This window comes from Streptomyces sp. NBC_00239 (genome assembly GCF_036194065.1).
GTDB lineage: Bacteria > Actinomycetota > Actinomycetes > Streptomycetales > Streptomycetaceae > Streptomyces.
In genome coordinates this window covers 1,478,736-1,497,403 of sequence record NZ_CP108095.1, presented here as the reverse complement: position 1 = coordinate 1,497,403, position 18,668 = coordinate 1,478,736, and the positions used below count along the sequence as shown (strand labels likewise).

At 76.4% G+C, this 18,668-nt stretch carries 14 protein-coding genes; 1 reads left to right on the top strand and 13 read right to left on the bottom strand.

Annotated elements, in window-relative coordinates:
- Nucleotides 1-43: 43 nt before the first annotated feature.
- Nucleotides 44-1,003: a hypothetical protein gene (locus tag OG764_RS06415; RefSeq protein ID WP_328967416.1), complete on the bottom strand. Its 960-nt coding sequence runs from the start codon at nucleotides 1,001-1,003 to the stop codon at nucleotides 44-46.
- Nucleotides 1,000-1,905: a DNA/RNA non-specific endonuclease gene (locus OG764_RS06410; RefSeq protein WP_328967415.1), complete on the bottom strand. Its 906-nt coding sequence runs from the start codon at nucleotides 1,903-1,905 to the stop codon at nucleotides 1,000-1,002. The genes OG764_RS06415 and OG764_RS06410 overlap by 4 nt, the downstream gene beginning before the upstream one ends.
- Before the next feature lie 191 nt (nucleotides 1,906-2,096).
- On the opposite strand from OG764_RS06410, the gene OG764_RS06405 reads away from it, so the two are divergent.
- A complete protein-coding gene (locus tag OG764_RS06405; protein ID WP_328967414.1) occupies nucleotides 2,097-2,951 on the top strand; it encodes a caspase family protein in 855 nt (284 codons plus the stop codon).
- Here OG764_RS06405 and OG764_RS06400 read toward each other — a convergent pair.
- Genes OG764_RS06400 through OG764_RS06350 form a run of 11 tightly spaced genes read right to left on the bottom strand, consistent with a single transcriptional unit; the run spans nucleotide 2,941 to nucleotide 18,471 of the window.
- Nucleotides 2,941-4,647 (bottom strand): TRAFAC clade GTPase domain-containing protein, encoded by a 1,707-nt coding sequence (locus OG764_RS06400; protein WP_328967413.1) that lies wholly within the window; start codon nucleotides 4,645-4,647, stop codon nucleotides 2,941-2,943. The two genes, OG764_RS06405 and OG764_RS06400, sit on opposite strands and share 11 nt — an antisense overlap.
- A 4-nt stretch (nucleotides 4,648-4,651) precedes the next feature.
- On the bottom strand, nucleotides 4,652-7,444 hold the full coding sequence (locus OG764_RS06395; RefSeq protein WP_328967412.1) for a GTPase-associated protein 1-related protein: 2,793 nt from the start codon (nucleotides 7,442-7,444) through the stop codon (nucleotides 4,652-4,654).
- Nucleotides 7,441-8,628, bottom strand: a complete 1,188-nt coding sequence (locus tag OG764_RS06390) for a TRAFAC clade GTPase domain-containing protein (protein ID WP_328967411.1) — start codon at nucleotides 8,626-8,628, stop codon at nucleotides 7,441-7,443. Before OG764_RS06390 ends, OG764_RS06395 begins: the two co-directional genes overlap by 4 nt.
- A 1-nt stretch (nucleotide 8,629) precedes the next feature.
- Entirely contained in the window at nucleotides 8,630-10,750 is a 2,121-nt protein-coding gene (locus OG764_RS06385; RefSeq protein ID WP_328967410.1) for an Hsp70 family protein, read from the bottom strand.
- Nucleotides 10,747-12,963, bottom strand: a complete 2,217-nt coding sequence (locus OG764_RS06380) for an AAA family ATPase (RefSeq protein WP_443055859.1) — start codon at nucleotides 12,961-12,963, stop codon at nucleotides 10,747-10,749. The genes OG764_RS06385 and OG764_RS06380 overlap by 4 nt, the downstream gene beginning before the upstream one ends.
- Nucleotides 12,960-14,372, bottom strand: a complete 1,413-nt coding sequence (locus OG764_RS06375) for a hypothetical protein (RefSeq protein WP_328967409.1) — start codon at nucleotides 14,370-14,372, stop codon at nucleotides 12,960-12,962. Before OG764_RS06375 ends, OG764_RS06380 begins: the two co-directional genes overlap by 4 nt.
- The gene (locus OG764_RS06370) at nucleotides 14,369-15,205 is read right to left on the bottom strand and encodes a 4Fe-4S single cluster domain-containing protein (protein WP_328967408.1); all 837 of its coding nucleotides are present in this window, start codon (nucleotides 15,203-15,205) and stop codon (nucleotides 14,369-14,371) included. Before OG764_RS06370 ends, OG764_RS06375 begins: the two co-directional genes overlap by 4 nt.
- Nucleotides 15,193-16,542, bottom strand: coding sequence for a protein kinase domain-containing protein (locus OG764_RS06365; protein WP_328967407.1), 1,350 nt, complete (start codon nucleotides 16,540-16,542; stop codon nucleotides 15,193-15,195). Before OG764_RS06365 ends, OG764_RS06370 begins: the two co-directional genes overlap by 13 nt.
- Nucleotides 16,527-17,513: a protein phosphatase 2C domain-containing protein gene (locus tag OG764_RS06360; RefSeq protein WP_328967406.1), complete on the bottom strand. Its 987-nt coding sequence runs from the start codon at nucleotides 17,511-17,513 to the stop codon at nucleotides 16,527-16,529. Before OG764_RS06360 ends, OG764_RS06365 begins: the two co-directional genes overlap by 16 nt.
- Entirely contained in the window at nucleotides 17,510-18,310 is an 801-nt protein-coding gene (locus OG764_RS06355) for a vWA domain-containing protein (protein WP_328967405.1), read from the bottom strand. The genes OG764_RS06360 and OG764_RS06355 overlap by 4 nt, the downstream gene beginning before the upstream one ends.
- Entirely contained in the window at nucleotides 18,307-18,471 is a 165-nt protein-coding gene (locus OG764_RS06350; RefSeq protein WP_328967404.1) for a hypothetical protein, read from the bottom strand. Before OG764_RS06350 ends, OG764_RS06355 begins: the two co-directional genes overlap by 4 nt.
- Nucleotides 18,472-18,668 lie beyond the last annotated feature (197 nt).

Genomic DNA, 18,668 nt, shown 5'->3' with positions numbered 1-18,668 from the left:
AAGGTACTGAGTGACATCTGTCATGGTTTCACCCGGTCTGCCCCTATGCAAGATGGCCGAAGAGGGCGCGGACCGGGGTGCGGACGGGTTCGGTGGAGAGGTACTCCCGGATGCCGTGGTGGTTGCCGCTGCTGTTCGTGACCAGGTGGTCGGTGACCAGCTCGACCGGGGCGTAGTCCGGCCGCATGGTGTGGTCGAGCGCCACCAGGTCGCGCAGGTCGGAGGCGTTGTGCCAGGCCGACACCCCGGCCGGGACCGCGGGCGGCTCGCGCAGCTGGTCCCGGATCTCGGTGATCGCGAGCGGGCACCCCACGGTGACCAGCAGGTCGGTCGGCCGGCCCAGCTCGCGGAGCACCTCGTACGCGATGATCGACCCGAGGCTGTGGGCGACGACGGCCACCGGACCGCCGTCCAGGTCCGCCAGCTCCGCGCGCACCACCTGCCGCATCGCGTCGCCCGCCCCGCCGAAGAAGTACGCGTGGACGTCCTTGAACGTGTGCTTCACCAGCAGCCGGAACACCTCGCGGCGGGCGAAGGCTGGCAGCGGCAGCGCCTCGGGCAGGGGATCGGCCGCCCCGCCGGGCATCCCCCCGCCCGGGCCCGGGCCGGCGCCCTGGCCCTCGCCGCCGGCCATGGTGTCCGCCAGGTACGTCATGTCGCGCAGCCACTCGGTGAGCCGCTCCTCCGCGGCCGCGTCCGCCCCCGGCACGCCTTCCTCGGCGCTCGCCGCCCGGGCCTCGGCCACCGTGGCGGCCACGAACGCCTCGGCCGGCCCGGCCACCGTGCGCGCCGGCAGCTCCTCCTCGGAGGGCGGGCCGCCGTCCAGCGGGTCGGGAGCGGGGTCGGGCAGGGGCACGTCGTAGCGCAGCGGCGCCCAGTAGGCCATCCGCGAGGCAGGGCCCATGTCCGTGCCGAACAGGGCCCGGTCCCAGTGCGACTTCAGCAGCTCCTTGCGGTGCTTGTTGCCGTTGCCGTGGACGTAGACGACGCGCGCCTCGCTCATGCCCCGTTGCCCATCGCGATGTCGTCGAACGACTCCAGGCGCCGCCAGCGCTGCTCCGGCGCGCGGACGGCCGGCATCAGGTCGGCCGCCGGCAGCGGGCCGAATTCCAGGCCGGTGAGCTGGACGATGTCCGAGACCGGCACCTGGTACGTACGGTATTCCCCGAGCGGCGGCGGGCCGCCCGGCTTCGCGCCGGCCATCGCGCGGTCGAAGTCGCGGGTCAGGTCCGGGCTCTGGTCCAGGAGGTAGCCGGTCGAGGCCAGCGCACCGTTCTGCACGAAGGCGGCCACCTTCCAGAACCGCAGTGGCACCTGGATCCCGCGGTACGGCGGGTCGGAGTCGTGCAGCACCGGCCCGGTGACCACCGTCAGCTTCCGGTCGAACTGCGCCGCGTGGTCGAGCAGGTAGTTCTCCAGGCCCTGCCACAGCTCCTTGCCCTGGTTGAACTTGTCCTGCTGGGGGGCCGCGTTCGTGAAGTGGAAGCTGTCGGAGTTCGCCTGGTGCGCCACGGCGGGCGCGCCCCAGACCGGGTCCAGCCGCCGGACCAGGTGGCCGCGGTCCAGCGGGTTGTCGCGGTAGATGTCGTTGCCGCACTGGTGCGACTCGGGCAGCCGCGGGTCGAACCGCCAGTCGTCGTCGCGGGGCACGTCCTCGAGGATCTCCTGGCCGTCGATGCAGACGGCGGTCGAGGCGGCCAGCCGCCGGTCGGGCCGCATCACGACCGTGAAGTGCGTGTACGGGAGGACCACGGTGGTGACCGAGGGGTCGGTGGGCACCGGCAGCGGCACGGTGTGCCCGAGGAAACCTTCGTCGTAGCCGGTCCGGTCGTCCAGCTGGTTCGGGCGGCTCTCGGCGAGGGAACCCGTCGCGGCGGCCGGACTCCCGGCATCTGAAGTGTTCATATGATTGCAGTACCGCGTATGTCTGATCACTTACAGCGCCGGTCCGCAAGCCACTCGATCGGCCGCCGACCACGTGCGCACCGGCCCCGGAGCCGATCGGGCGTCGCTGCCGGGAGCCGGATTCAAGGCCGCGCGACCACGGAACACCTTCCCGTGCCCGCCTGACACGCCAGCCGCACGAGGAGGACCCCTTGCCCACCGGACGCTCCCTTCACATCGGCCTGAACAAGGTCGACCCGCGCAAGTACGACGGCTGGGACGGCCGTCTCGTCGCCTGCGAGAACGACGCGCGCGACATGGCCGCACTGGCCCGCGCCGCGGGCTTCGCCGACACCACGCTGATGACCGCCGACGGCACCGTGGAGAACGTCACCGCGGAGCTGCGCAAGGCGGCCGCGCAGCTCAAGAGCGGGGACATCCTGCTCTTCACCTACTCGGGGCACGGCGGCCAGGTCCCCGACGCGCCCGGACCCGACGTCGAGTCCGACGACTTCGACGAGACGCTCGTCCTCTACGACCGCCAGTTCCTCGACGACGAGCTGTACCGCGAGTTCCAGCGCTTCGAGGAGGGCGTGCGGATCTTCGCGCTCCTCGACTGCTGCCACAGCGGTACCGGCATCGAGTCGGTGCGCGAGATCCTCAACCCGGTCGCGATGGAAGCCCAGTTCCAGACCAGCGACCCGGACCAGGTCGAGGCCGCCGCCCGGGTCATGCCCCTGCTGCGCCAGGTGCAGATCTACGAGCGCGACCGCGCCTTCTACGAGGGCCTCCAGCGCGAGCTGAAGAGCGAGAACGGCGCCGGCCACGCCCCCACCGCCGTACTGATCTCCGGCTGCCAGGACAACCAGGTCGCCTCCGACGGCGCGGTCAACGGCGCCTTCACCGAGGCCCTCCTCGACGTGTGGAGCGGCGGCTCCTTCACCGGCGACTACCACCGCTTCCACCGGGGGATCCAGCGGAAGCTGCCCGCCAACCAGAGCCCGAACCTCTACATGACGGGCGAGCCCTCCACCGCCTTCCTTGAGCAGAAGCCCTTCACGATCTGACCCGCTCCCGGCCCGCCGCCCCGGGTCCCGTCCCGAGGCCCGCCCGGAAGCCCGCCCGGCCGTCCCCCCGGGTGGCCCGGGCGGGCCGGCGGCCCAGACACCAGTCGGCGAGCGGCCCGATGCTCGGGTCCACCCGGGGCGGCCCCGCGTCCCCGGCGTCGCCGTCTTCCTCTCCCGGCCCCGCGGCTCCCGGCCCCGCGGCTCCCGACTCCGCGGCTCCCGGCCCGCCGCCTCCCGCACCGCTGTCGCCCGCCCCTTCCAGCACGGCCGCCGTGAAGAAGAAGCGGACCTCCCGGAAGTGGTGCTCCATCGCGTGGACCAGATTCGTCAGCCCCAGCTCGGCGCACAGCCACTCCCGGGCCGCCGCGCTGCCCTCCCGTCGCTCCGGCAGCAGTCCGTACGCCTCCAGCAGGTCCGCCTTGCTGATCGCCACCGCCAGCCGGCGCCGCGCGCGCGGCGTCCCCATGGCCCGTACCGCCTGCACCGCCGGGCCGAACACGTGCTCGGGATGGACGGGTGAGGCCAGGGCGCGGTCGACGCCCGGCCACCGGTCGTCCACCGCCAGCGGATCCAGTACGAAGACGAAGGTGCGGGCCGCCGACGCGTACCGCAGGGGGTCGGTGCCCTCCCGGCTCGTGAACCGCTCGCCCGCCGTGTCGAAGACGTGGATCAGCCGCCGCGACAGCCGCCCGCCCCGCACGAAGGAGTGCGCGCGGGACCGCTCGGGCCGGGTGCTGCGCGGATGCCCGCCGATCGTGAGGACCTCGCGGGCCACCTCGTACCGCTCCCGCGACTCCTCGTCGGCCGGCCGGAACGCCGGGCCGCCGTGCGCCGCCGCGTACTCCAGCGCCGTCGTCATCGCCGCCATCAGCTGGGTCTTCCCGGCGGCCCGGCCGCCGATGAGAGGCAGCGCGAGCTCGCGCATGTGACCGGCGTCCTTGTTCATCGGCTCCCCGCAGCCCGCGTGCGGGCAGTACGGCTGGAGCCGCCCGGCGGGGCGCATCAGCCACCGCAGCGTGGGCAGCACCTGCCCGCACTGGCAGCGGTGCCGCAGCACGCCGTACCGGCCCGGCCCGATGTCGGGGTGCCGCCGCAGGCAGTCCGCGCGGGGGCACGCGTAGGCCGGCCGGCGGACCCGCTCGAAGCAGGACGGGCACAGCATCCCCCGGCCCAGCCCGCGCAGCCGCAGCGCCACCAGGTCGAGGCCCCGGAGCAGCCCGGCGGCCGCCAGCGCCGCCCCGGCCGGCAGCAGCACCAGCACGGCGTGCAGCAGCAGGACGGCCGCGAGGAGCGGCGCCGCGAGCACCCCGCCCACCAGGTGCCCCAGGGCGATCGACAGGCCGCGCACCAGGTCGAGCACGCCGCCGGCCGAGTCGGTGACGTTCTCCCGGTACGCGGTGCGCGCGTGCTCCGCCACCGTGCCGCGCACCATGCGCGGCCCCAGCACCGTCAGCTGCCGGACATCGCGCAGGGCCTGCCCGAGGAAGTAGTTCCGGTACGCCGGCACCGGCTCGTCCTGCGGCCGGTACGGCGCGATGACCTCGTACTCGGGGGTCCGCAGGTGCAGCACCCGGACCGTCAGCACGGCGTACCGGCCGACCAGCCCGCACGCTTCGCCGATCGCGGTCACGGTGGCGATCAGCAGGCCGATGCCCGCGATGACCCCGGCGACGACGAGGAACAGTCCCTCCAGCATCCGGCTACCCCCTGTCCTTCCGGGACCGCCCCGGCCCGTCGCCGGGCGGCCGTCGCCGCAGCGCCTGCCGCAGCAGCCGCACCGGCGCGGCGGTCCGGCGCTCGGCGCGCCCGTCCAGCTCCCGCGCCAGCTCCGGGTCGTACGGCCGGATCCGCTCCGCCAGCCGCCGCGTGTCCTCGACCCGCCACCGGTCCGCGGCGTGCACGAGCAGGTCCTCCACGAGCTGCGCGTGGGCCTGCGGCAGCGGGTCCGTCACCAGCGCGGTCCCCGCCAGGTGGCTCAGCAGCACGGGGCCCGCCTGTCCGCGCTGCCGGGCCGCGGTGAGCAGCGCGCGCAGGTACCCGTCCCGGGTCCGCTCGTCGAGTCCGCGCAGCATGCGCGGTACGGCACGCACCTCGGCGGGCTGCCGCAGCAGCGCCGGTACCAGCCGGAACCGCTTCAGCGCCCGGGGCGCGGCCCACCGGGTCAGCGAGGGGGCCGCGAACTCCGCCGCCAGCGCGGTGGCCTCGGCGGCCTCCCGCAGCCGCCGGGCCAGGTGCAGCGTGGTGGCGGCGTAGTCGAGACTGCGGGCCGCCACCCAGTCCGGCGGGTCCCCCGCGGACAGTTTCCGGCACAGTCGCAGGCAGTCCGCGAGGGCCTCCTCACCGGGGATGTCCTGGTGCAGGGCCCGGTCGAACCAGGAGGCGGCCGTGACGGGCGCGCCGGCCGGGCCGGGCGGGGCGGGCACGCCGGCCGGGCCGGGCGGGGCGGGCACGCCGGCCGGGCCGGGCGCGCCGGCGGGTCCGGCCGGGGTGGCCCCATCCGCCGTGGCGGCCGCGCCATCCGGGCCCGGCACGCCGGCCGGGGCCCGCGCGCCTTCCGTATCGAACGCGTCCGGCGGGCCGTCCGCACGACCCGGACGTCCCGCGGGCAGCAGTCGGAGCACCTCGCCGGCCTCGTCGTACGTCCAGGAGCGCCGTCCCGGCCACAGTGCGTGCAGCAGCTCCGCGTCGGGGAACTCCTGCCCGCGCTGCTCCAGGATCCGGACCAGGGACCGCACCGCCCGGCCGGGATCCCGCAGGGCCGCGGCCGTCCAGTACGGCTCCAGGAGTTCCGGCCGCCCGGCGAGGTCCGCCTCCGTCAGGAGGGAGGCCGGGAAACGGGAGAACACCTGGTGCAGCGGCCGGTCCCGGCCGGCCGGCGACTGCGCGAGCTCCGCGAGCAGGCTGCGCCGGAACCAGGGCCAGCCGTCCAGGAGTTCGGCCGTGTCCGCCTCGAACTCGGGCGACCGGGACTGGAAGGAGTGCGCGGCCAGCAACTGGGCCGCCAGCGCCCGGCACGCGCCCTCCGTGACCTCCGGCGCCGGCTCCAGCCCGGCGCCGCGCGCCCACAGCAGCAGCCGCAGCCGCGGCCGCGCGTCCTCGGCCCCGTCGAGCATCCGCTGCCACAGGACGGTGGCCCGCTCCCGCTGGACGGGGTCGGTGACCGGGACGGGACCGACGGCGCCGGGCACGCCCGCCACGTACGCCCGCAGCCGCGACGCGTGCAGCTTCCCCTCCAGCTCCCGGTGCAGGTCGAGGTCGCCGCCGGCGCCTGCGGCGGCGCTGAGCACGGCGAGCTGCTCCTCGTCCAGGGTCCGGTGCCGCAGGTACAGGTCGCGGGCGAGCGCGGCGCCGCGGGCGGCCGACGGGCCGGTGGACCCGCCGGTGCCGGTGCCGGTGCCGGCGTCGGGGGCCGGAGTGGGGCCGGAGCCGGGGGCGGGGCCGGGCCCGGCGGATGCCGCGGCCGCGGTCGCGCCGCCGGGGACGGCCGCGGTGGTCGCGGCCAGCCGGTCGATCACCGCGGCGACGTCCTCGGTCGTCAGCGCGATGCCGCCGGCCGCGGCGGCCGCCGCCACCGGCGCGTGCCAGTCGCCGAGTTCGCGCTCGGTCCCGTCCGCGTACTCCCGGGTCCACGACCACACGGCGGCGGCCGACCCGACCCCGATCCGGTCCAGCAGCCGCAGCAGGCTGTGCACCGGCAGGTCGGCCGGGAACCGGCCGGTGGTGAAGTCGAAGACGTGCCAGGCGTCCCGGTCGTCGGGACCGAACGAGGGCGGTGCCTGCGGCACCGAGCCGATCAGGTGCAGGCGGCTGCGTTCGGGCCGGAAGAGGTACGTGGCGAACGACAGCCGGCGGGCGAGCGGCGGCGGCAGGAGCCGGCCGACGGCCGCGAACCAGTGGGCGATCCGGTCGGTCGTGGCGTCCACGACCACCACCGGACGCCCGTCCGCGAGCGCCGCGCACACCGCCGCCAGCAGCACGGGCAGCTGCCCGGCGTACGGGTGGCCGCGGAGGAACCCGGCCACCGCGGCGGCGCTCAGCGGCCCGGCCGGGGGCGGGCCGGGCAGCGGCGGCAGTTCCGTGCCGGCCGCGATCGTGGAGGTCCACACCGGGGAGTCCCACAGATCGATGCCGAGCAGCCCGCCGGCCGCCGCCGCGAAGTCGTCGGTGTGCAGGGCGTGCGCGAAGTAGTTGCCGAACCGGCGCGCCGAGTCCCGGCCCACGTACCGGACACAGACCACGGTGGCGCCCCGGCCGTCCGGACCGCCGGGCAGGAAGCAGAGGTTGACGGGACAGCGGGCCAGCAGCTCAGGGGTGTCGGACTCGACGAACGGGCGCGGCGGGTCGTAGCCGGCGAGCGCCTCCACGGCGTGCAGGGTCTCGGTCGAGACGCCGGGGGTGACCGCGTTGAACTGGAACCCCGAGAAGCCGCTCAGCCCGCGCTCGCACGAGGTGTAGTAGAGCTGCCGCAGCGGCGGCGGGCCGGCGGCGGTCACCGCTCCCGCCCGGTCCGGGGCACCGCGCCGGTCTCGGAGAGCAGCCACAGCAGCGGGTCGGCGACCCGGTACGGCTGGATGCCGGTCGGGGCCACCCGGGCTTCGGGGGTGGGGCCGCGGCCCAGCGCGGACACCCCGAAGTACCGGTGGCGGGCGAAGTTGTTCTCCAGGATCCGGTCGATGGCCATCCCGTCCCAGTCCTTGAGGAGGTGCCGGACCTCGTCGTGCACGTCCAGGCTGTCCGGCACGTCGAACCGGCCGCCGAGCGGCGGGTGGTCGCGCAGCGGGCTGCCCTTGTCGAGCAGGTGCCAGAAGGCGTCCATCTTGGAGAACACCACGGCAAGCGGGGTGCGGACCTTGCCGGACCGGCGGCCCCGGTGCTGGGCGTGCAGCATGTTGGTGACCCGGCCCAGCACGTTCAGCGGGCTGTCGACGCCCTCGGTGCCGGGCAGGGCGGTGCCGGGGGCGGCCCACTGGCGGGCGCCGGGCATCTGGAGCGGGTCCAGCAGCAGGATGATGCCGTCGGCGTGGGCCAGGTAGCGGGTGTTGACCTCCATGTTGTCGCGGGAGTTGAAGTCCTCGCCCGCGGTGTCGAAGAAGGACAGCACGATGTGCTGCGGCCGGTCGCCGAGCAGCCCGCGCCGGCGCACCCCGAAGCGGAACACGAGCGGGTCGATGCGGTTGTCGTTGGCGACCGCGGTCCGGGTGCCGGCGAACATCCGCCCGTCCCGGTACAGGTGGTCCTGGTACTCGGAGACGAAGCGCATCATGGTGAGGTCGTCAGCGGCGAGCATCGAGGCGTTGAACGAGGCCCCCACCCGGTTCATCATCTCGTGCAGCAGCACGGTCATGTAGACGGTCTTGCCGGTGGCCTTGGCTCCGACCATCGCGATCAGCCGGCTGTCCACCATGCCGAACTCCACCGGCAGGGTCATGTGGCACACCGGGCAGATGCGGAAGGTGGTCTCGCCGTCGCAGTCGGGGCACACCGCACTCCGCTTGCGACCGTCCGCCGCGAACTCCGGTCCCACCTCCGCCCGTTGGCCCATCCGGTCGGCGAGCACCGGGTCGCGTCGGCGCTCGCACCGCTTCTGGGTGCGGCTGGTCCGGCTGCTGCACCGGAACCGGATCCCGCGGGCGGTCATGCTCTCGTAGCAGTACGGGCAGGTCAGTGGTCTGGCCATGTCAGCTCACCCGCAGACGGTGGAGGGCGACGGGGCGGAGCTCCACCTCGCCGAGGGAATCGGGGTCGGCCGGGAAGCACACCAGCCAGGAGGTCTCCCGGGACGGCGGCAGCGGGAACCGGACGGACAGCGGCACCCCCGCGGCGAGCGGCTGCGCGGGCACCTCGTGCAGGACCGTTCCCTCGGCGGGACTCGCCGGCCGGAAGCTGCCGGTACCGTGCACGATCCGCAGCGCGGGCAGTGTGCATCCGGACGCGCAGCGGAAGGTGACCGTGGCGGTCCGGCCCCCGCCGAGGCGGCGCCGCACGCGGGGCTCGTACAGCACGAGCGGCGGCTCGGCCGGTACGGGCAGCGCAGTGGCCTCCTCGATGTCCACGCCGGGGTCGCTGACCAGGGCCTCGACGGTGAGCGTGACGGCGCCGCGCCCCACGTGCAGGTCGAGCCCGCCGTCGTGCTCGTAGACCCGGCGGCGGACGAGGATGTCGCCGGTGGTGGGGGCGGCGGAGGCGGGGTCGGTGGCGCGGCCGGTGCCGGTGGCAGGCCCGGTGATCGTTTCGGTGATCGCTTCGGTGGGGGAGTCGGGTGCGGGGACCGGTGTACCGCCGGGGTGCTCCGCGCGCCAGCGGACCCGGGCGGTCCGGGAGGACGGCGGCCACGCCCACAGCACGAGCAGGTGGTCACCCCGCCTGATCGCGCTCAGCTCCGACACCGCCACGGCGGCCGTCGGCCCCTGATCGGGCACGGTGCCACCCGCGGCCCACCCCGACGACCCGGGCGGTACGGGGGGCGCCTGCGGCGGGTGGGGCGGCCGCGGCGGAACGGGCTCTGGGGGAGGCGCCGTCGGAGGGATCCGCGGGCCGGGCTCCGCTGCCGGCACCTGCTCCTCTTCGGTTCGCCCCGCCTCGGGACCGGCCGCCGGCACGTCCCCGCCGGCCGCGTAGGGGGAGCGGGGGGAGGGGGCCGGTCCGGGGGCGTGCGTCGGTTCGGGGTCGGAGAAGGGCTCGGAGCCGGAAAGGGGCTCGGGGTCGGACGCCGGATCGGGGCCGGGCGCCCGGCGCGGGCCGGGCACCGCGCCGGGCACCGCCCCGGGGGTCGGCGCCGCATCCGGGCCGGGGGTGCGGTCGGTGTCGGGCAGGCGACCCGGGGCGGGGCGGGGCCAGGGCGTGGGAGGTTCGGGGTCGGTCGGGCCGTACGGGGGCAGGGTGGTGCTCGGGGCGGGTGCGGGGCCCCGCAGGATCCGCAGCGGGCCGAAGCCGGCCAGTGCGATCAGGCCTTCCACCACGGCGAGTTCGGGCCGGTTCCGGCAGCGTACGGGCAGCCCGAGCAGCTCCTCCAGGCGTTCCGCCGTGCCCGGAGCGGCCGACAGGCCGCCGGCCAGCAGGATGCCGTCGGGGTCGTGGCCGGCCGCCGCCAGCGCGGCGGTGACGGCCGCCTCGGCCCGCTCGCGCAGCGGCGCCGTCAGCAGGCCGAGCGTCGCCCGGTCGAGGGCCAGCCCGTGCTCCCGCCCCTCGATGGTGACGGTCGCGGTGGCGGTCTCCCGCTCCGAGAGCTGCCGCCGCAGATCCTCCGCGACGGCCGTGAGCACGGACTCCTGCGGTGCGGCGGAGCCGGGCAGTCCGCGGCGCAGCCCGGCGGCCACGGCCCGGTCCCAGTCCGCGCCGCCCAGCAGGTGGGTGCGGGTGTCGAGGATCCGTACCGTACGGTCCGGGGTGACCGCGAGCAGCGTGAGGTCGAGGGTGGTCGCCCCCTGGTCGAGGACCAGGACGGTGTGGTCGGCGCCCGCGGTGACCGCACCGTAGGCGAGGGCCGCGGCCACCGGCTCGGGCGCCTGGTGGGCCACGAGGAGGCCCGCCTCCGTCGCGGCGCCCCGGCGGGCCAGGTCCTGCGCGCCGGAGGGCGGCAGGCCGAGCGCCACGGCGGCGGCGCCGGGTCCGCTGCCGCCCGGGTCCCGGTCGTTGCCGTCGGAGGCCTCGGCGTGGGCGAGGGCGAGGAGTTGGGCGAGCGCTCCCGCGAGGTCGTCCGGGGTGTCGAGCCGGACGGTGACCGTCGTCGGCGCACCGCCCGGGACCGGCCGGGCGATCCGCCCGAAGCGGTGCCCTATGTCGACGGCGAGGACGCTCACGACGCCGCGCCCCCTTCGGTGGAGACCCGCGGGACGCCCTCCGCGTCCACGCCGATCGCGAGCACGCTGCCCGGCGGCGGCCGGTGGGCGAGGAAGTGCCGGACCACCGCGGCGCGCAGCACCTCCAGTTCGTTGCGGATCTGGCGGCCGCCGTACGCCAGGCGCCCGGGGTCGGCCATCCGGTCGGCGAGCCACGGGTGCAGGCCGGACGGGTCGCAGCGCAGTTCCACCTGGTGGCGTTCGCGCACCGAGTCGGCGAGCTGCGCGATCAGCCGGTCGGCGATCCGGACGATGTGCTCGCTGCGGAGCATGTCGAAGACGACCACGCCGGGCCGCAGCCGTCCGTAGATCTCCGGACGCCCGATCTCCCGGAACTTCTCCTCCACCGCATGCCGGAAGTGCGCCTCCAGGTCGGAGTAGGGGAGTTCGCCGCCGCGCTCGGCCAGCAGGTCCTGGACGGCGTCGGCGCCGGTGTTGGAGGTGAAGATGATCAGGCACTGGGAGAAGTGCGCGGTCTGGCCGCGGCCGTCGGTCAGCCGGCCGTCCTCCAGGATCTGGAGGAACTTGTCCAGCACCTTCGGGTGGGCCTTCTCGATCTCGTCGAACAGCAGGACGCTGAAAGGGCGTTCCTGGACCCGCCGGGTCAGCTCGCCGCCCTGCTCGTACCCCACGTATCCGGGCGGGGCGCCCGCGAGGCGCTCGGCGGCGTGCTCCTGCTGGTATTCGCTCATGTCGAAGCGGGCGTAGGCGCTCTGGTCGCCGAACATCAACTCGGCCACCGCCTTGGCGAGTTCCGTCTTCCCCACGCCGGTGGGGCCGACGAAGAAGAACGCGCCGCGCGGCCGGGCCGTGCCGGAGCCGCCGAAGTCCACCCCCACGAAGGCCGCCTGGAGGGCCGCGGTCACCGCCTCCACGGCGGTGTTCTGTCCGATCACCCGGTTGCCGAGCACCTGCGCGGCCCGCCCCACGGTCTCCTGGTCGAGCTGGGTCCACGGATCCACGCTCACGTTGAGGCGGTGCTGTTCCAGCAGCTTGTCCGGCTTGTGCAGGGATGCGCCGCGCAGCCGGGACGTCCGGGCGAGCGCGTCGATCTCCCAGCCGGGCATCCCGTCGGTGGCGCCCACCAGCGCCTCCATGTCGGCCCGGGTGGCGTGCTCCTGCCCGGTGAACTCCCGGCGCAGCCAGGACAGCCACAGCCGGCGTTCGCTCGGGCCGGGCGGGCCGATGTGCAGGGCGGCGATCCGCGGGTCCTCCAGGTGGAACCAGCCGGGCAGCCGTCCCACGTCCCCGACCACGCAGAGCACGGCGTTGCGTGCGCGCGGATCGTCGTCGGCGTACGGTCCCGGGCGCGGCACGACGGCGTCGGTCATCGCGGCCCGCAGCCGCAGGTAGCCCAGCTGTGAGTCCGGTCGGCCCGGTGGCAGTACGTGGTCCACGTCCTGGAACACGAACGCGGTCGCGGCGTCGGGGCTGGCCGCGAGGCGCCGCACGGTGGCCACCACGTCCTCGAAGGACGTCGGCCGCCGGACCGGCAGGGGCTCGAACAGCCGGTCCTGGGCCTGGCGCCGCTCCGCACCGCGCCGGGTCGTCGTACCGGCGGCGGGGCCGGAGCCGGGATGCGGTGCGGAGCCGGGATGCGGGCCGGCCGGGGACCCCGCCCCGCCGACCGGTGCCGTCGGGGGCGCCGTCGGGGGTGCCGTCGTCGTCGTGGGCCGGGCGGGCAGCCGGGCCACCAGCTCGTCGAAGCGCTTGGCGTGACCCGGCAACGGGAACGTCAGCCCGTCGACGGGATCCCACCAGCCCACCACCTCCGCGCCACCGAGTTCTTCCAGCACCCCCGTGACCAGGGTCCGGAACGAGGCCGGGCGGCCGTCCAGCCACCAGCGGTCGCGCACCTGGCCGTCCAGGACCACCTGGCGGCCCCGGCGCAGCTCCCACCCCAGCGACACCGCCCACCGGGGCATCGCGGGATGTGCCGCGGGCGGCATCGCCCCACCGGGGCCGGCGGGCCCCGCGGGTCCGGGTCCGGGACCGGCGCCGACAGGTCCGGTCGGCCCGCTCGCCCCGGCGGAGGCGGTGGCGGCGGCTCCTGTGGCGGCGGCCTGGGCGGACTCCGGCGGAGCGGGTTCCGCCGGCGCGGCCGGCCGCGGGGTGCCCCCGTACCCGGCCGGACCGCCGGGCCCGTCGTGCTTCTCCCAGCGCACGCCGCTCACAGGTGCCGCCCCTTCGACTGGTGCGGCGGGACGGCCGCGGCGCCGCGCGGCGGCCGGCCGTCCCAGGTCAGCTCACCCGGGAGGAACCCGTCCTCGTTGAGGGCCGCGTGCACCCGGTCGAGCAGCTCCTCGGGGGTGCAGACCGCGCCCTGCCCGCCCTCCCGCACGGACATGTCGGCCTCCCCGGCCACCCGGTACGTCAGCAGCGGCAGGCCGTCGGCGCCCGGCCCGACCGAGGCCTCGTACACGGCCCCGCTCGGCCGCTCGAACGACAGCACCAGCCGGCCCTCCTGCTCGGCACCGCCCGTGAACGACAGTCCGGCGCCCGTCATCGCCTCCTTGAGGGCCTGGGCCAGCTCCCCTCGGCGGCTGTACGCCAACTGCAGCTCGTCCAGCCGCTCTTCGGCCTCCGGCAGCAACACCTCCAATGCGGCCACCGCGGTCAGCGCGTGGTCGGCCAGGCGCAGCGCGAGTGCGTCCGTGACCGCGCCGAGTGCGGCCTCCAGGCGCCCCGCCAGCTCCGGGTCGCCCAGTTCGGCGGCGTCCTGGGCGGCGTCCGCCGCTCCCTGCGACACCACGGCGAACCGGTCCCCGGCCTCGGCGAGGGCTGCCCACAGGGCCTCCGACCGCTCGCGCTCGGCCGCCTCGTGGGCCAGCCGCTCGGCATCGCGCCGCTCGCGGGCGTCGACGGCGCCGGCGACCGCCGTCTCGTGCCGGGCGAGCGCGTGCTCGACGGTGCCGAGCAGCGCCTCGAACCGGACCTCCCGCCCGGCAGTCGCCGCCGCCCGCAGCCGGTCCAGCAGCGCGCCCACCTCCGTACGGCCCGCCTCGTCGGCCGGAGGATCGGGCAACCCGGCGGTCATGAACCGGAGTTCGAGGTCGCGCAGCAGACGCGACCGCTCGGCGGACCCGGGCCGCCCCGAACCCGCCGGACGCAGCACGACGATGCGGCCGCGCAGCTCCTCGATCGCCGGCCCGAGCGGCTCCGGCCCGCCGGTCCGGTCACGCAGATCCGCCAACGAGCTGCCGATGGCCAGGAGTTCGGCCACCGGATCCGCCCCGGGCGGCCCGGCTCCGGCGGTCCGCGCGTCCCGCACCTCGGCCAGCACCTCGGCGAGCAGCGCGTCGGCCTCGTCGAGCCGGCGCAGCTCGGCCCGGCCGTGCTCGGCCCGGGTACGGGCGGCCCGCGCCGCCAGTTCGGCCCGGCGCCGCTCCTCCAGTTCGGCCCGCAGCTGCTGCCGGCGCAGCTCGGCCTGCCGGGACCGTTCGGCAGCCAGTGCGGCCCGCTGGTCGCACCGCCCCTGCTCCCGGTTGCGGCGTGCCAGGGCCAGACCGCCGATGACGGCCGCCCCCAGCAGGATCAGCGTCGGATCGAAGGCGACGGCGCTGAACATGACCGATCCGCTCATGGTTCCCCCCGAACTTCATCCTTGTCGTCGTGCGTGCTGTCGTGCCGTGCTTCGCGCGGCCGGCCGGCAGGGTCGCCGGGGGCGCCGGGATCGCCGGCGCCGGTGCCGGCGGGGTCCGCGTAGCCGGGACGGGCGGGGCCGTCCGGGTCGCCGGGCCCGGGCGGACTGCCGGGGGCCTCCGGGTGCGCCGGGTCGGCGCGGCGCAGGGCGAAGCCGCGGGCCGCGAGCTGTGCGTCCAGGCGGTCCCGGAAGTCCGGCACCGGCGGCACCCCCGCCCAGGACAGGGTGCCGTCGGCCGCCAGCGAGACCTCCAGGCCCGCGCTGGTGTCGGGCCCGGCGAGCAGGTCCTCGTACCGGCCGGTGAGGGCGATCACCCGCTGGTTGGCGGAGCCCCGCCAGCGCAGCGGGGCGTGCCGGGAGGCCACGTACGGGCCGTCCACCAGCAGGTCGAGCCGGTCCAGGAGGGCCCGCTGGCCGGCGGTGCCGCGCCGCAGCGCCTCGTGGCGGAAGCCGGAGTACGCCATGGCCGTGAACTCCGGGCGGCGTTCCCGGACGGCGTCCAGCAGCGCGGCGAGCGCCTCGGGCTGGCTGAACGGTTCCCCGCCGGACAGGGTCACCCCCTCCACCGGTCCGAGTCCGGCCAGCCAGTCGGCGAGTTCCGCGACCGGCCGGGCCGTCCCGCCCTCGAAGGGCAGGGTCTCCGCGGCCACGCAGCCGTGGCAGCGCAACGGGCAGCCCTGCACCCAGACCACGGCCCGGACACCTGGGCCCAGCACCGTGCACCGGTCCAGGGTGCGCGCCACGGACACCACCCCGGACGTCAACGCGACCATGTGTCCTCCTCCGGCCCGCGGGCCCGAACCGGAGCCGGGCCGGAGGCCTCGGTGGCAGCGGGAACGGGAACGGGAGCGGGAGCGGGGGCGGGGGCGGGGGCGGGGGCGGGAGCCGGGGCCGGATCGGCCGCGCAGGAGGGTGCGAGGGCGGGGTCCGGGCCCGATCCGCCTGCCGGGCTGGAGTCGACGGCCGGGCTGGAGTCGACCGCCGGACCGGACTCGACTGCCGGACCGGACCCGACTGCCGGACCGGATTCGACGGCCGGACCGGAGCCGGCCGTACCCCCGTCGGCCCCCGCGCCGTCGGGGGCGCACGGGTAGCTGTCCGCGCCGCGTTCGGCCTGGTCGCACCACGGGCACCAGGGCCGCTCCACGGTGTGGACGTGCCGGGCCCGCGCCGCGCACGTCGCGAGCCGCCCGGGCGCGCCGGCGGCCGCGAGTTCCGCGGCCCACACGGCGGCGGTCGGCCGCTCCCCGCCGAACGCGTCCCGCAGCAGTACGGCCAGCCGCCGCGGCAGCAGGTCGAGGGGCGGCACGGACCGCGGCAGCACCACCGAGCGCCGGTCGGTGAGCCGGCAGCGGCCGCGCAGCACGTTGTCGTCGAGGGAGCGGAAGTCGCCGCCGTCGGCGGGATGTCCGGCGAACGGGTGCAGCCCCGCCATCAGCAACTGGTGCACGAGGACGGCGAGTACGAACGCGTCCGAGGCCGGGTCGGGCGGCGCGGCCCGCTCCCCGAGCCGTTCGGGCGCCGTGTAGCCGGGCGTGCGCATCCGGCCCGGGAAGAGCTCCGGCCCGTCCGTGAACTGCCACGAGTCCACGTCCGCCATGCCGACCCGGCCTGTCCCGTCCACCCACAGGTTGTCCGGCTTCAGATCGCCCACCACGTACCCCTCGGCGTGCAGTTCGGCCAGCAGCCCGGCCAGGGACCGCGCCGCGGCCAGGCCGGTCGCCCAGGTCGCGGCGGGCATCCGCAGCCGGCGCCCGGCCGGCGAGAGCAGGTCGGTGAACGGCCCGTAGCCGCGCCGCATGTCGGGCATCAGGTACCCGTCGACCGGAGCGTGCGCGGGCCGCGCCGTACGGACCGCCACCAGCGGCCACGCCAGCCGCGGCGGGCCGCCACCGAGCAGCCGTACGGTACGGGGCTCCCGGCGCTGGCGCACCAGTCGGGCCAGCCGGCGCCGGTACGCGGCCGGATCGGCCGGATCGGGAACCAGCTTGGCGACCAGCGCCCGCGCGTCGTCGACCGCGTACACCAGGCCCTCCGCGCCGCTGCCGATCCGCTCGGTCAGCCGGAACTCGTGCCCGCTGCCGGACACCACGGTCAGACCCCGCCCCATCCCCGCGCCCCCCTTCCCGTCTCCAGCAGTGCGCACACCACGGTCAGGTCGTCGCCGGTACGGGCCGCCGCGGGTCCGGCGAGCAGGTCCCGCAGGGGTGTGGCGTCGCCGTCGTTGCCGCGCAGGGCGTCGGCCAGGCCGCGGAAGAACCGGCCGGAGGGCAACGGGCCCGCGGCGGCGGGCAGTCCACGCGCCCGCGGGTGGTCGAGCGCCACGGCGGCGCACCCGTCGGTGGCGAGGACCACCCCGCTCAGCTCGGCGTCCCACAGCGTGAACGTGCGCAGACGCAGCGGCGCGGTCGGGGAGTTGAGGTACGCGGGCGCCGGGTCTCCCGGCATCGAGGGCGGCAGCACCAAGTGGCAGCGCTCGGGTGGCGCGGCCGCTCCGGGCGCGCGGGTCAGCGCGACGCCGAAGCAGTCCCCGATGGACAGGAAGGCCGCCCACGGCGGCCGGACCACGGCAGCGGCTACCCCAGCCGCCAACTCCCCGTGGTCCAAGTCGTTTTCATCCGGGCCGGCGCCTTCGTGCCCACCAACGCCACGGCCCCGCCCACCACTTCCCCCGGCACCGCCGGAGGTGCGCTCCCCGGACCAGCCGGACGCGCAGCCACCGGACCCGCCTGACGCCTCGCCCTCGGACCGGCCGGCCGCGTCGCCCGCGGACCCGCCGGCCAGCAGTACGGCCCGGACGGAGCGCCGCCAGGTGTCCACGACGGCCGACCCGCGTGTGGAGATCCACTCCGTCCACGCGGCCGGACCCGCCGCCGCGTCCGGCAGGTCCACGGCCAGCAGCCGGCAGGCCGTGTCCACGGCGAGGTGCGCGCCGAGGGCACTGCGGTCGCGGCTGCCGACCCCGTCGGCCACCGCCAGTACCACCGCCCCACCCAGGTCCACGGCCTTGAACGCGTCCTGGCAGCCCCGCCCCGCGGCGAGGTGGCCGGATCCCTGGACCGCCGCCCCGGCGACGATCACAGCTCCTCCTCCAACGCCTTGCGGCAGCGGCGCCGTTCGGCGATGCGCCGCGTCTCCCGGTGGATCTCGTCGACGTCCTGCACGGCGCCCACCCGGTCGGAGCTCTGGAAGAGCACGTCGAGGATCTCCCCGAAGTCGAGTTCGTCGAGCATCAGCGCCGCCTTCGGCGCCAGCACGCGCAGCAGCGGCAGGTTCGCCCCCTGCACCCCGATCGCCTGGAACACGCACGCGCCGCGCTCCTCGGCCTGCCGGATCCGGAGCGCCGTACCGGCCAGCGCCGGCGCGTCCAGCGGCCGCCCGTCCGCGTCGCTGGGCGCCCCGTCCGTCAGCACCCACAGGAACGGCCGCCGCACCTGGGTCCGTTGCCGCTGCAAGGTCCGGTAGCGGGCCGCCGCCAGGTCGAGGGCGGCCTCCACCGCCACCGTCATCCGGGTCAGCCCGGACGCCTCCAGCCGTGGCGGCCGCATCTGCTCCACCGGCACGAACAGCCTTTCTGCGACCGCCTCGTGGAGCGCGACGAGCTCCCCGCGCACCGGGTCGAAGACCCGCACCGCAGAATCGAAGGAGAGCAGGCACACCTCGACCCGTGAGCGCAGCCGCGGTTCGGCCCGCACCTCCTCGAACCAGCGGGCCAGCGCCGTGCTGAGCGCGTCGATCCGCGGGCGGTCCGCGGGCCGACCCATCGAGGCGGACGTGTCCAGCAGCAGCACCACGGGCTGGCGCTCCTCCCAGCCGTCCGACAGCCCCCACCCGCCGCCCGCGCCCGGGTCCGTTCCCTCGGCGGCCCCCTCGCTCATGCGTCGCCCGACCCGGTGCCGTACGCGCGGAGCAGGTCGGCCCGCGCGTCCCAGCGGACCCGTACGCCGGTGCCGGGCGGGAGCGGGCCCGGGGCGTCGACGGACATGCGCAGGAGCACCCCCTCGACCAGTACGTACGCCTCGGGATCCGGCCAGGTCACGACCCGCCCCTCGGCCCCGTCGGCCCACCGCGCCACGTCCCGGCCCGCATATGACACCACAGATGACCCCCGTCAGCTTTTTGTGTGGTACGCCTCGTCGACTCGTTCCCGCCCCTGCCGGCGGCGCCGGACGCCGGCCCCGGCCCGCGCCGCGGGCCCCCTGTGCCCGCGGCGCGGCCCGGACCGCCCAGGGGGTA

What these genes read in the sequence shown, in the direction of transcription:
- OG764_RS06415 (WP_328967416.1), bottom strand. Translation starts at nt 1,003, where the DNA reads ATGAGCGAGGCGCGCGTCGTCTACGTCCACGGCAACGGCAACAAGCAC.
- OG764_RS06410 (WP_328967415.1), bottom strand. Translation starts at nt 1,905, where the DNA reads ATGAACACTTCAGATGCCGGGAGTCCGGCCGCCGCGACGGGTTCCCTC.
- OG764_RS06400 (WP_328967413.1), bottom strand. Translation starts at nt 4,647, where the DNA reads ATGCTGGAGGGACTGTTCCTCGTCGTCGCCGGGGTCATCGCGGGCATC.
- OG764_RS06390 (WP_328967411.1), bottom strand. Translation starts at nt 8,628, where the DNA reads ATGGCCAGACCACTGACCTGCCCGTACTGCTACGAGAGCATGACCGCC.
- OG764_RS06375 (WP_328967409.1), bottom strand. Translation starts at nt 14,372, where the DNA reads ATGAGCGGATCGGTCATGTTCAGCGCCGTCGCCTTCGATCCGACGCTG.
- OG764_RS06370 (WP_328967408.1), bottom strand. Translation starts at nt 15,205, where the DNA reads ATGGTCGCGTTGACGTCCGGGGTGGTGTCCGTGGCGCGCACCCTGGAC.
- OG764_RS06365 (WP_328967407.1), bottom strand. Translation starts at nt 16,542, where the DNA reads ATGGGGCGGGGTCTGACCGTGGTGTCCGGCAGCGGGCACGAGTTCCGG.
- OG764_RS06355 (WP_328967405.1), bottom strand. Translation starts at nt 18,310, where the DNA reads ATGAGCGAGGGGGCCGCCGAGGGAACGGACCCGGGCGCGGGCGGCGGG.